10 protein-coding genes are annotated in these 13,798 nt (G+C 32.5%); 5 read left to right on the top strand and 5 right to left on the bottom strand.

Features of this window, described 5'->3' with window-relative positions:
* Positions 1-21 precede the first annotated feature (21 nt).
* Positions 22-2,112 carry a SurA N-terminal domain-containing protein gene (locus A5893_RS16955; protein ID WP_317040607.1) on the bottom strand — a complete coding sequence of 697 codons (2,091 nt, stop codon included), beginning with the start codon at positions 2,110-2,112 and terminating at the stop codon, positions 22-24.
* Between the two features lie 173 nt (positions 2,113-2,285).
* Here A5893_RS16955 and A5893_RS16960 point away from each other — a divergent pair, with 173 nt between their 5' ends.
* Entirely contained in the window at positions 2,286-3,002 is a 717-nt protein-coding gene (locus A5893_RS16960; protein WP_232456885.1) for a YqjF family protein, read from the top strand.
* A 4-nt stretch (positions 3,003-3,006) separates the two neighbouring features.
* Here the strand turns inward: A5893_RS16960 and A5893_RS16965 are convergent, their stop codons facing one another.
* Together A5893_RS16965 and tilS are read right to left on the bottom strand one after the other, a co-directional pair.
* Positions 3,007-3,489 (bottom strand): hypothetical protein, encoded by a 483-nt coding sequence (locus A5893_RS16965; RefSeq protein WP_068823788.1) that lies wholly within the window; start codon positions 3,487-3,489, stop codon positions 3,007-3,009.
* 2 nt (positions 3,490-3,491) lie between these two features.
* Positions 3,492-4,832 (bottom strand): tRNA lysidine(34) synthetase TilS, encoded by a 1,341-nt coding sequence (gene tilS / locus A5893_RS16970; RefSeq protein WP_068823789.1) that lies wholly within the window; start codon positions 4,830-4,832, stop codon positions 3,492-3,494.
* A gap of 50 nt (positions 4,833-4,882) precedes the next feature.
* On the opposite strand from tilS, the gene A5893_RS16975 reads away from it, so the two are divergent.
* The 4 genes from A5893_RS16975 (at position 4,883) to aspS (ending at position 9,847) form a co-directional block, all read left to right on the top strand.
* On the top strand, positions 4,883-7,003 hold the full coding sequence (locus A5893_RS16975) for an OstA-like protein (RefSeq protein WP_068823790.1): 2,121 nt from the start codon (positions 4,883-4,885) through the stop codon (positions 7,001-7,003).
* A 99-nt stretch (positions 7,004-7,102) separates the two neighbouring features.
* Positions 7,103-7,564 (top strand): hypothetical protein, encoded by a 462-nt coding sequence (locus A5893_RS16980; protein WP_157687590.1) that lies wholly within the window; start codon positions 7,103-7,105, stop codon positions 7,562-7,564.
* Between the two features lie 2 nt (positions 7,565-7,566).
* On the top strand, positions 7,567-7,833 hold the full coding sequence (locus A5893_RS16985; protein ID WP_068823792.1) for a hypothetical protein: 267 nt from the start codon (positions 7,567-7,569) through the stop codon (positions 7,831-7,833).
* Positions 7,834-8,056: 223 nt separating this feature from the next.
* Entirely contained in the window at positions 8,057-9,847 is a 1,791-nt protein-coding gene (aspS, locus tag A5893_RS16990; protein WP_068823793.1) for an aspartate--tRNA ligase, read from the top strand.
* 100 nt (positions 9,848-9,947) lie between these two features.
* On the opposite strand, the gene A5893_RS16995 is transcribed toward aspS, so the two are convergent.
* Together A5893_RS16995 and A5893_RS17000 are read right to left on the bottom strand one after the other, a co-directional pair.
* A complete protein-coding gene (locus A5893_RS16995) occupies positions 9,948-11,741 on the bottom strand; it encodes a DUF4153 domain-containing protein (RefSeq protein ID WP_068823794.1) in 1,794 nt (597 codons plus the stop codon).
* A 190-nt stretch (positions 11,742-11,931) separates the two neighbouring features.
* Positions 11,932-13,797 carry a M1 family metallopeptidase gene (locus tag A5893_RS17000; protein ID WP_068823795.1) on the bottom strand — a complete coding sequence of 622 codons (1,866 nt, stop codon included), beginning with the start codon at positions 13,795-13,797 and terminating at the stop codon, positions 11,932-11,934.
* Position 13,798 lies beyond the last annotated feature (1 nt).

Genomic DNA, 13,798 nt, shown 5'->3' on the forward strand with positions numbered 1-13,798 from the left:
TTAAATTTAAGCAATTTACTATTAATAGAAATTTGCTCTATTGTCTTTAACTTTTGCTTTTTGTTTTAAAACTTCAAATACAGCACCGTCAACTTGTTGTGCTATAGCCTGTTCCATTTGTTCTTTCACTTTTAAAACGTTTGCTAAAGGTGCAGGGTTGGTAAAACTTTTTACAGTATAAACATAAATCCCTCTATCACCCTCTATTGGCTTAGAAACTTTATTAGGTTGTGATCCAAAAATGCTACCAATCACTTTGTTTTCCTGGGCAACACCTGGTATTACAGGGTTTGCAAAAACAACGTTTTCTACAGGTGTAACCTGAACACCTATTTTTTGAGCTATTTGCGCAAGGCTTGTTGCACCACTAACATTTTTCTCGAATTGAGCTTTTAAAACTTTTCCTTGGGCCAATCTTTTAACATCAGGCTCAATTTGTTTTTTAACATCTTCTAAAGATAAAGTACCTTCAGGTTTGATAGCTGTTAATACTGCCACTACGTATTTATCACCAATGTCAAAAATTTCGTTAGAAACATCCCCCTTATCTGCTTTATATGCCCAACGCACCAAATTTCTAGCGTCTTCTAATCCTAGTAAAGATCCTTGAATTGGAGTTACATTTTCTCCTACCAATTTGTTTAAGCCTTCTTTTTTAGCGTTTTCATCAAACTGTTTTGCATTACTTGCATTGCTTAAAAAGCTTTGCGCTTTTTGATAAGCACCTTGCTCTGTTACAGAACTTGGTGCCAAAGCTTTATCTACAATTGCTAATTTAACTACCTGAGAAGATCCAATTTGTTTTTCAATTTCTATTACGTGAACACCAAATTGAGTAGCTACAGTAATAATTTGACCCGTTGTTCCTGCAAAAACAGCATCTTCGAATGCTGGAATCATTGCTCCTCTTCCAAATGTTCCTAAATCGCCACCTTTATCTTTAGAAGCGTCGGTGCCAAACTTAGCGGCTAATGCGGCAAAGTCAGCCCCATTTTGTATTAAATTTTTCAAAGAATCTGCAGTAGCTTTTGCTTTATCTAATCCTCCAGAAGATGCTGGATTAATTAAGATATGACGAGCCTTTACAGAATCTGGACTAATACGTGAATCTATCAATTTGGCGATTTTATAAGTGCCATTAGAGAAAAACGGACCATATATAAAACCTTTACTAGCTCCAAACATAACTGAGTCTAATGCTGGTTCTAATTGTCCTTTCTTTTGATAAACAATTGGAGATTTTGTGTCAGAATTAATAGCAACAAATAATGAATCATTTGTTGAAGTTCTTAAACCTTCTGCAATCTTATCAATTTTAACTTTTGCATCTAAGGTATCTTGTTTAGATGGGGCGGCATTAAAAGCTACATATTCAAAAGTTCTAGTTTCTGTAGCATTTTTGAATTTATATTTATTTTGCTCGTAATATTCTTTATAATCCGCATCGGTAACAATTACGTCTTTTTCTGGTACGCTTGCATATTCTTTAAAAACATACTCAAAATTCACTAATTTATTACGGTTTGTATAATCGTCTTTAGCGTCTAAAGAATTTACATAAATACCATTTTTTACTAAATTGATGTACTTCTCGTTTACACGTTGTTGTTGAACGTTATCTTCTAAAGCAACCCATTGTGCTTTTAATTGACCACTTGGATCTGTATCTGCACTTTTTCTTGAACTTAAAGCACTTGCTCTATCAAACTCACCAGTTTGTTGGTTAGTGAAAATCTGCTTTACTTGTTGAGTAGGATTATTGAATAACAAATCAACAATCTCATCTCCGCCTACTACCAAACCTAATTTTTCTGTTTGTTTTTTTAATATAATTCCAGAAACAGTTTGGTTCCAAGTGTTTTCTACTACATAGCTCGTCATTTGGCTATTCAAACTTCCCATTTGTTGCTTAAACTGCTGAGAGTTTTGGTCTACACGTTGGTTAAAATCTTTGTAGGAAACAGATTCTCCTGCTACTTCTCCAACTTCTGTTCTAGAATCAGAAATAAAACCCTGTCCGCTTCTAATCGCATCACTTAACAAGAATGCCACAATCGCAAAACCGATAGCAATCACAATGATTACTCCTGCTCGGTTACGCAAAAAACCCATTATACCCATATTGTATTGTATATTTTATTTTTAGAGGGCGCAAGATACAAATTTACTTAGTAAAGTGTAAAATTTCTAAAGCCTTATATGTACAAGTAAATTAAGTACTTAGGGATTTAATATTTTTAAGTGATTATTTAAAAACAAATATCCTCTTAAATTGCTTTTTAATTGTGAAAAAACCTGTTTTCTTAACGGCACAATGGCGTAAATTAGTAATGGCAAACTATAAAGTTAACGCCGAAATTTTAGAGAAATACGTCCCTCCAAATACTCAATTAGACAGTTATAATGGCAATTATTATGTGAGTTTAATTGGTTTTATGTTTCTAGATACCCGCATAAAAGGAATTAAAATTCCTTTTCACGTCAATTTTGAGGAAGTTAATTTGCGGTTTTATGTAAAATATAATGATAGAGAAGTATGGAAAAGAGGAGCTGTTTTTATTAGTGAGGTAGTAAGTAAACCAATGATTGCTTTGGTAGCAAATACTTTATTTCATGAGCATTATGAAGTATTAAAAACCAAACATTGTTGGGAAAAGCATAGCGATTATCAAAAAGTAAGCTACCAATGGAAAAAGAAAAACTGGTACGAACTTTCTGTTTTGGCAGATATTAACGCTAAGAAAATCATCAGCGGAAGCGAAGAAGAATTTATTACCGAACATTATTTTGGGTATACGAAAACAGGAAAGAATAAATCTTTAGAATATGATGTGGAGCATAAAAAATGGGAGATTTATAACGTAAAAGAATTTAATGTTAAAACTGATTTTGAAGATTTATATGGAAAGGATTTTGCTTTTTTAAACGAAGCCAAACCAAATTCTGTGTTTTTGGTAGAAGGGTCAGAGATTTTAATTAGGGACGGAAAAAAAGTTTATTAAATCGCTATTTTGCCATTTCTTCTTTTACAGCATTAAAAAGTTCTGATTGTTTTTGTGTACCTATAATATATACCAAACCGTCTCTATCTACTAATTTTACGGCGTCTTTTCCGCCGGCATAAAATCTGATGGTTCCATTTCGATGTAAATTATAAACTGGGTTATTTAAAAAATAGGTGCTATAATTTGTTTTTTCTACGTTAACAATGCTATTCAAATCTATCTTAACAAGTCTGGTTGTCCATAATCCGTCTAATATCAATGCTTTGTTTTTGATAACCGTTTTATAATGGATCATAAAAAGCATTAGAATACTAACTACCAAAATGCCACAACCTACAACTAACAATAAATCGCCATTGCGCTCACGGTTTTCTGTCCAATAATAAGCTAAAAAACAAAAAGTAGCCATCACCATTCTTATGCTGATGTAATTATAATCGCGACCTAAATATTGTTTTTCGTGAAATGGATGTTGGTTTGGCATTTTTAATATTTCTCTACTGTGAAGATAATTATTTTTTTGGTTTTTGGTTTAATTTTAAATCTATCGTCGCTACGTAAGCCACAAACCCAAATAATTTTGCCATCTCCGTTAATTAAAATTGGGATGTTATTTTTCTGTTGGATATTGATTTTTTGGTTAATAAAAAAATCACTCAATTTTTTTACGCCATTCATCCCGAAAGGTTTGAAAGAATCACCTTGTTTCCAAAATCTTAATGTTAACGGATAAATCAGCAAATCAGAATCTACATAAATATTGTTTGTATCTACTTTAAATGATGACGGGAAAGTTTTTAGAAGTGTTTTTTTAAAATTAAATCCAGCGAAATATAATTGATTTTCATCTTCTGAAATAGTAATCTCTTCAATGCGATTTTCTTCTATTACATGAATCAGGATATTTTCTCTATCGATAATGATTGAATGCGTATTAGAAAAAAACTGCTTCCCAGAAATTCCATTTAATGTATCTATGATGTCTTTAACAACAGATTCTTTAAAATTGAAAGGTTTTAAAATCTCGAATAATAAAAGATTTTGAGGTTTTAAATTTTGGATGTCAGCGATTTTAATTAAAAATCCAGCATCGGTTTTAACCAAAATAATGGATCTTAATTTTTCTACTTCTAAATTTAAAAATTCTTCTAATTCATTAAAATGATAAAGGTTCCTGGTAAATGTCTGCTCTAAAGAAGGATTGATTTTTTTCATCTCTGGGATGATATCTAACCTAATTTTGTTACGGATATATTTGTTTGAAGCATTAGAACTATCTTCCACAAAAGCCAAATTATTTTCTTTAACGATGTTTACAATATCATCGCTGTTAAAGCAAAGCATTGGTCTGATAATATTCTCTCTTAGTGCTTTTATGCCATGCAAACCCGCAATTCCGGTTCCTCTAATTAGGTTTTGCAAAACGGTTTCAATAGCATCATTTTGATGTTGTGCAATGGCGATTTTCTGATAATGAAATTGAGTTCTAATTTCGTCGAAATAAGCATATCTTAAATCTCTTGCTGCCATTTGGGTGCTGATTTTATTTTCCTCAGCAAATTTTTGGGTCTCAAAAGAAGTAAGGTGAAATGGGGCATTAAACTGCTCGGATAAATTTTTTACAAAATCTTCGTCACGTTTAGACTCCTCTCCCCGTAAATTGAAGTTACAATGAGCTATCGCAAATTTGAAATCGAGAGAAAAAAACAAGTGTGCCATGGCAACAGAGTCTTTTCCACCGCTAACCGCTAACAGAATTTTATCTGTTGGGTTAAACAGGGCATTAGATTTGATAAAATCTTGTAGTTGTTTTGCTGCCAATAACATCAATCAAAATTAACCGTTTAAAATCGATAGCAAAAAACTAATTTTGCCAAGTGAAAAAATCATTGCTGTTTTTCTTCTTTATTTGCATTTCTGCATTGGCTTTTGCTCAACAAGTTACGCAAGTACAACTATTACGTTCTGACTCTTTTATCGGCTTAAAACGTAATGGGGAGAACACCAACAAAGTAATTAACCCGGTTTTTCAGCAAGATAATGCTACTTTAACCTGCGATAGCGCTTACTTTTATCTTACCAAAAATAGTTTTGAAGCTTTTGGAAATGTCCATATAAACCAAGCTGATACCATAAATATCTATTCGGATAAGCTGAATTATGATGGTAATACCAAAATTGCCATCTTAAAAAACAACGTAAAATTAACTGATAACGACGCCGTTTTAACCACAAACGATTTAGATTATAACCTTGGGACAAAAATTGGCCAATATTACAATGGTGGTAAAATTGTAAACGATAAAAATACGCTTACCAGTAGAAACGGTTATTATTTCACCAATAATAAGGATGCTTATTTTAGGTATAACGTAATCGTTAAATCGCCGGATGTACTTATAAAATCAGATACTTTAAAATATAATACACAGTCGAAAATTGCATATTTCTTTGGTCCTACAAATATTTATGGCAAAACCGATACACTTTATACGGAGAACGGACAATATAATACAAGTAACGACCGAGCTGCTTTCGGGAAAAATAATTTGTACACCCAAAAAGCAAAAAGCCTAAAAGGAGATAGTTTATTTTATGATGGTGTTGCTGGCTATGGACGAGCGGTAAAAAATATCTTGTTTATAGATACCGCACAAAAAATAGAGCTCCGAGGTAATCTAGGAATTTATAAAAAAGGCGATGAAAGTATCACGGTTTCTAATAATGCTTACATGACTTTTATCACCGAAAAAGATTCAGTTACGAAAGATAGTGTTTGGCTTACCGCTGATACTTTAAAGAGCAGAGTGTTAAGGAAGTTGGATTTGTATGCGATGCAACAAGCTAAAATTGAAAAGGAAAAAATAGCTAAAGCCGATAGTACAGAAACAGGTGAAGTCGCAAAAAAAATAGATAATAATGTTACCATAATTACCGATAGTCTAACTAAGGATAGCTCAAAAAATAAGCAGATTATAATCGATAAAAGTAAAATTGATTCGGTTAAAAAAGTTGCAATAGAAAAGCCAAAGAAAGTATCTGAAAAACCCAAAAATAGCAGGACCGAAGCAATTGCTATTGAGATTGCAACTCGAGCACCAAACAAAACCTTTAATTATCAAAATATAAAGGCAGTGAATGAGAATAAGTTAGGCTTGTATAGAGTAAAGCCAAAAGTAATTGCTGTGCCTAAAATATTTGATATAGAGTTACCGCCAGAAGCTACCGATACCGCAAAAATCAGGATTGTTTTGGCTTATCATAAAGTAAAAATCTTTAAATCAGATTTTCAGGCTAAAGCCGATTCTGCCTTTTTTAGCTATGGCGATAGCATCATGAGGATTTACAAAAACCCTTTGGTTTGGGCTCAAGGAAGTCAGTTAGGAGCAGATACCATGTATGTGCAAATGAAGAATAAAAAGATTGATAATATGGATTTAATTAGAAAATCTATAATTGTGAATTCCGATAAAGATTCTGTTAAATTTAATCAGGTTGCAGGGAAAAATATGAAAGCGTTTTTCAAGAACGAAAAACTAGATGTTGTTTTTGTAAATGGCAATGCCGAAAGTATTTATTTCCCTACGGATAGCGCTAGCAGTAATGGAATGATGCGTTCCATTACCTCAAGAATGAGGATTAATTTTGATAAAGATAGTGTGATGAGCATTGCATTTTTAAGAAAACCAGAACACAATTATTATCCTTTTGAACAGTTAACGGAGGAATTAAAAACGCTGCCCAATTTTAGTTGGAAACCAAAAGAAAGACCAAAATCCAAAGAAGATATTATCCCAAGTTTAGCGGTTAAAAAAACAAAACCAACTGTTAAAAAACCTTTTAAAGAAGTGCCAAAAGTAGAAAAACCACTTTATAACGATAAGGTGAAGCAAGCCAAACCAGCTTTCGAACCGCCAAAAGAAGAAAAGCCTTTATATAATGATAAACTGAAGCAGGCGAAGCCTGCTTATGAGCCGAAGAAGGAAGGTATGGAGTAGCGATTAAAGATATTCTAATGTTTATCAAGGATTTATTTCCACTTTAGAATTATTAGTTTGACAAAAAATGTATTATACTTACAAAGTTTTATTATAATTTTGAATTTAGAAAATAACTTAATCGTAATTAAAGTGAAAATCGATAACGAAAAACAACCAACTTACATCAATATTACAACAAAAAATAATGGTGTTAATATAACTTACGCTTATCATGTCCTTCAAAGTGATAAGAATGAATTTGGAAATATCAATTGTTATATCCCGGCTTTTGACATTTATTTCTTTGCAAAATCAGAAGAGGAAGGTGTATTAATTGGAAAAGCTTTAACTAAAACTTTTTTTAGCTATTGGTTTTCGAATCAAGGGATGGAAAAATTTGCATTGGAAATTAATAGATTGGGGTTTACTTCTAAAAACCATCAAACTGCTATGTTCCAGCTTGTGAAAGAGAAAAAAATTAAGAATTCTATAAGATTTAATTCTATTAGAGAAAATATACCAGCTGGTTTTGAAACTGCAAGAAAAAAGATTCAAACAGGAGAATTAAATGCTGCTTAGTAATGCAAGAAATATCTTTAGACCTTTTTTTAAATACATTACAAGATGCAGGTGTAGATGTTAAATTTTCCGAAACAATTGAAGGGTTTTTAATCCACATATTGAGAGGTCCAAATCAAGTTTCAATTGAATTATTAGCTCATTATGAAGATTTAGACCCTTATTATGCTGCTAATTGTTTGTCACAGTTAGGAGTGCTGCATCTTTTGCCAATATTAATTCCAAACCATCCAGCGGCTAAACAAGCGTCAAAATTAATAGCGCCTTAAAAATATTTTAAATTCCTATTCCTTTTATATAAATATTGAATTTATCTAATTATTGATGAGTTCAACATTTATTTCTTTTAATCACCATTTGAGGAATGGATTTATTGTAAACTAAAGTAACCCTTGCTTTGCCAATAACCCTTCTACAACATTCCCATCAATTAAAATTGAGTAAAATTATTTTTAAACTTATATTCGCAACTCTTACAAAAAAGGAAACGAAATGCACAGAACACACACCTGCGGGGAATTGAACCTCTCAAATTTAAACCAAGAAGTAGTTTTAAGTGGTTGGGTACAAAAATCTCGTGATTTAGGCGGGACCACTTTTATTGATGTTAGGGACAGATATGGTTTAACGCAATTGGTGGTTAATACGGATGATGCTGATGATTTGCGCACTAAAGTGAAAGATTTAGGTCGTGAGTTTGTGATAAAAGTAACCGGAACTGTGGTAGAACGTTCTAACAAAAATCCAAAAATGTCGACAGGCGATATTGAAATCAAGGTTTCTGACTTGGAAATTTTGAACATTGCTAAATTGCCTCCGTTTATGATTGAAGATGAAACCGATGGTGGCGATGAACTGAGAATGAAATATCGTTATTTGGATTTGCGTCGTAATCCTGTTCGTAATAATTTGATTTTGCGCCATAAAATGGCGCAAGAAATCCGTAAATATTTAGATGCGGAAGGATTTTTAGAAGTAGAAACACCTGTATTAATAAAATCTACACCAGAAGGCGCAAGGGATTTTGTGGTACCAAGTCGGATGAATCCAGGTGAGTTTTATGCTTTGCCACAATCGCCACAAACATTTAAGCAGTTGTTAATGGTCTCTGGTTTCGATCGTTATTTCCAGATTGTAAAATGTTTTAGGGATGAAGATTTAAGGGCGGATAGACAGCCAGAATTTACACAAATTGACTGTGAAATGGCTTTTATTGAGCAAGAAGATATTTTAAATATGTTTGAGGGTTTAACCCGACATATGTTTAAAAACGTAAAAGGTATTGAGTTTGATGCTTTCCCAAGAATGCATTATGCCGATGCGATGCGTTTATATGGTTCTGATAAGCCTGATATCCGTTTCGGGATGGAGTTTGTTAGCCTCACCCCAACCCTCTCCAAAGGAGAGGGAGAAACAGGAGAGGGAGCTGAAGACTTGGTAAAGGGTTTTGGATTTCCCGTTTTTGATAATGCGGAATTTGTGGTGGGTATAAATGCAAAAGGTGCCGCTTCTTACACTCGTAAACAATTAGACGAGTTAACAGACTTTATAAAAAGACCGCAAATTGGCGCCACAGGCTTAATTTATATGCGCCATAATGAAGATGGTTCTTTAAAATCTTCGGTAGATAAATTTTATAACGAAGAGCAATTGCAAAAATGGTCGGTAGCGTTTAAAACAGAGCCGGGCGATTTAGTTTTAATTTTATCAGGGGTAAAAGAAAAAGCCAGAAAACAATTAAACGAATTGCGTTTAGAAATGGGTAACCGTTTAGGTTTACGCGATAAAAATAGGTTTGCACCACTTTGGGTCATCGATTTTCCTTTATTGGAGTGGGATGAAGAAACAGAGCGTTATCACGCCATGCACCATCCATTTACTTCGCCAAAGCCAGAAGATATTGAAATGTTAGATACCGACCCAGGAAATGTGAGAGCAAACGCATACGATTTGGTGATTAACGGAACTGAAATTGGTGGTGGTTCTATCCGTATCCACGATAAAAAACTGCAATCTTTAATGTTTAAGCATTTAGGATTTTCGCCCGAAGAAGCTCAAAAACAATTTGGTTTCTTATTAGAAGCTTTTGAGTATGGCGCACCTCCGCATGGTGGTATTGCTTTTGGATTTGATAGATTGGTTTCTATTTTGGCTGGTTTAGATAGTATTAGAGATGTAATTGCTTTCCCTAAAAATAATTCTGGTCGTGATGTGATGATTGATTCTCCATCTACCATTGATGATAAGCAGAAAAAGGAGTTGAGTATTGAAACTACGGTTTAGGCTTTAAATAAGATCAAGGAATAAGGTTATAAAGAATAAAGATTAAGATATTTTTGATTTAAAACCGGTTTTTAAACCGGTTTTTTTATGGATTAGAAATTCAGTTTTTAGTGACAATTATATTTCCACTATAGGTAACATTATCTTTATTTCCGCTTAAATTATGGATGTAAAAAGTAAAGGTTAAATCATCTAAAGTATTAGAAACAATCATTTCTTTATTGCTCATTAAAAAAGCGCCATTGTTGTTTTTAGTTCGGATTTTATTATCATTAATCAGTTTATTTAATAAGCTTTCTATATTTAAAATAATAGCTGATTTTGAATTTGAAATTTTGATTAATTTTTTAGTTGTCACAGAGAACTTGAAATTTTGACTAATAATGTAAACATTAAAAACTGAGTCTTGGTAGTAATCATTGCCATTAATTGGGATTAGTTTAACGGCATTTTGTAGATCAACGCTTTTATCTTTTGTAGTGAAGTTATAATAGTTAAATGCTTGTGAATCAAATTCTGTCTTAAAATTGGGATTGATTTTCATCAAACTGATAACGGTATCTTTCAATTTACGATTAACATCCCATTTACTCCAATTTGCTTTAACCATTTCCGCAGAAAGTTTGGTTTCAATATTTGATAAATTTGGTTTCACAAATTGCTGTAAGCTTTTGATACCGTGATAATCTGCCAAATAATTTACAATGCTGTAAGCATCATTATCTTTTTTATTGGTTGGTTTGCCAGCTAAAATTTTTTCTAGTCTATTTTGTTGAGATCGCTTAGAAACGTTTTTAATTCCCCAAGGTCCAAATACAATCAATATCGATAAAATGAAAAGACTGATTGGGATTAACCTGATTTGTTTTCTGCCTTTTATCAAAAAATAAATAGAGATAAAAGCGAGCCATAAAGCCATCACAATCAATAAATACCTACTTTCTGTAATGCCATAATCAGCAACTCTTTTGTAAATGGATGCTGCTAAAAGAATTAATAATGGCAACATCAAGAAATAAAAACTCTTGCTAAAAAGATTAATCCATTTATTGCCATCGTCGTTTCTTATTGGATGAACCAACAAATTTGATAATATCCCAAAAACGGCATAACCTAAAATAAGTATCGCAACAGAACTTTGCGGCAAACTCCATTGGATAATAATTTTAACTTCATAAGCTAATAATATGGCTAAGTAGATTGTTGCTAAAGGAATTAAAACATATTGGGTAAAAACCTTTAATCCTTTTGGATAAGCTGTTTCTGTTTCCAGGTTTTTTAAGGGTTGGCTTACGCCCGATAAAAAGAAAATGGTATTAAAAACACCAACTATAAAAATCCATAAACGGATATAAATTTGTTCCTTAAAATCTAAATTGAATAGAATTTTAGTGCTTAAAATAGCAATGCTTAAACCAATAAATAGCACAGCACTATACAATGCAGAAGTAGCAAATTGCAAAAAGAAAGTTTTATTGATTTGCCAAAAACCATTGTTTTCTTCTTTTGATGTAAACGCAGAAAACGCAACCAATAAATGAAAAGCAAAACCTAAAATCAGCAGTAAAATAATATCGGAATCATATAAATAAGGGTCTATTGAAAAATAGATTAAAGCTAAAACTAAAATGATGAGACCGTTAAAAAGATAAAATTTGGCCTTAGAGAGCAAATTTATTTCTGTGTAAAGCGTTAATGCTAAAGAGAGCGCTAAACCAAAATTTCCCAAATAAATTCCTTTAATGTAATATTCAATCCACGTATTATTATTGTAATTATCGGTAATGATAATAGCACAAACTGTTGCGATAATTGCGTACAGAATAGGAAAAGGAAACCTGTTACAAACCTTTAAGAACGAATTATAAAGTTGGATTATAGATGGGAATTTCATGTTTGTTTTAATCTATCTAGAATTATCATTTATACATAATTAAAATTATTAACCCAAGATTATTCTACAGAAAACTAGTCTTTCTTTCGGGTCATGAGCACACAATTCGAGGTGAAGATTGGAGTGTATAAAAAGAACGACAAAAATCAGATTTACAAAGTTTTTAAAAATCGTAAATCTTAAAATTAGACTACTTCAACATTTCATCTAAAGTATTGTAAGCAACAGAATGATAGTTTGGTCTTGCTTCTTTATAAATATCTTTGGCCATTTTTTTACCTTCTGGAGTTTTAATTAAGGCTTTATAAATTGGAGTTAAAAATTTTCTTCTTCCCACATTAATTAAGAAATTTTTCATTGCTGGATAAGCAACGGTATAATTTTTATTTACAGCTAAAGTATACCAAGCGCATTGAATTTCTGAATTTCCACTATTTGTAAAACCAAATTCCTGGTCAATTGATGCTATCAATTTTAAATCTACTGAGGCAGGAACGGTTCTGATAAAATATAATTTTTCGTTGGTAGATTTGATTACTTTGTTTAACCCTTTCGGATTTTTACTTGCCATCAATTGTTTTTGCAGGCTATCGATTTTATTAAAAGTTTCGCTTATTGGAGGTTTAAATTCTTTTGGTAAACCAGGTTGATAAACCCAGGCATAAGAGTTGATTTTATCTTTTAGGGCTTCGTCATTTTTAATGAGGTTATCATTTAAATAAGCTAAAAAGCCATCATTATCCATACTTGTAAAAGCATGGCTATTAAAATATTCCTTTAAAAAGGCATCAAATTTTTCTCGGCCAACAGCATTTTCAATATTTTTAAGAAAGGAAAATCCTTTTTCATAAGCAATATCTGTTACGCCTAAATCAGGATCACGTTTAGTGAAATCTACTTTTAAACGTGTATCAGGATTTGTTTCTCCCATTTCATCAATGCTTCCTTTTAAATCTTTATAACCTAAAACTTCTTGCATCTGGGCTTCTTCTTTTCCATAAAGCTGCTCAACAATTCGGCGTTCAAAATACACAGTAAAACCTTCATTAAGCCAGAAATCATTCCATGTCGCATTTGTAACCAAGTTTCCACTCCAACTATGCGCTAATTCATGTGCAATTAAACTCACCAAAGATCGATCGCCGGCAATAACCGTTGGTGTAGCAAATGTTAACATCGGATTTTCCATGCCTCCAAAAGGAAAACTTGGTGGTAAAACCAAAACATCATAACGTCCCCAACGGTAATCTCCGTAAATTTTTTCTGCAGCAGAAACCATTTTACCCATATCGGCAAACTCGTAAGCTGCTTTTACTAAAACAGCCGGTTCTGCATAAACACCAGTTCTTTTATCAATCGCTTTAAAAGAAATATCGCCAACGGCCAAAGCCATTAAATATGATGGAATTGCTTGTTTCTGTTCAAAATGATAAACCCCTGTTTCATTTTTTTGTTGAGGATTTTCGGCACTCATTAAAGCTAAAAGCTCTTTCGGAACGGTGATATCCGCATTGTAAGTAAACCTTATCGAAGGGCTATCCTGACAAGGAATCCAAGTTCTGGCTAAAATTGCTTCTGATTGGGTAAATAAATAAGGGAACTTTTTACCAGCCGTTTGTTGCGGATTTAACCATTGTAATGCCGGAGCATTTTTAGTTGTAGAATAAAAAATATGGATTTTCTTTGTGTCAGATTGTATTTGTACACTCAATGGCTGACCCAAAAATTCATCTTTATCGCCTAAAGCAAAAAAAGCATTTTTGGTATCTTCATCTAATGTTACTTTTTCAATATTTAATCCTTTTGCATCAAAAATAACTTCATCAATTTTACCAATTTTATTGATGGTCCAGGTGGCCTCGCCTTTTAAAAGTTGAGTTGTAAAATCTACATTCAGTTTCAAATCGAGATGGGTAACTACACAATTGTCAGGTTCAGAAAAGGAATGTGGATCTTTTCTTTCTATTGGTTTTACCGTTTCTACACTGCTAGTTTTCTTTTTATCTTGATTACAGGCAAAAAGTATAATTGGGATAAACAACAATAGTTTTTTCATG

The sequence above is a fragment of the Pedobacter psychrophilus genome, from assembly GCF_001652725.1.
GTDB classification, from domain to species: Bacteria; Bacteroidota; Bacteroidia; order Sphingobacteriales; family Sphingobacteriaceae; genus Pseudopedobacter; species Pseudopedobacter psychrophilus.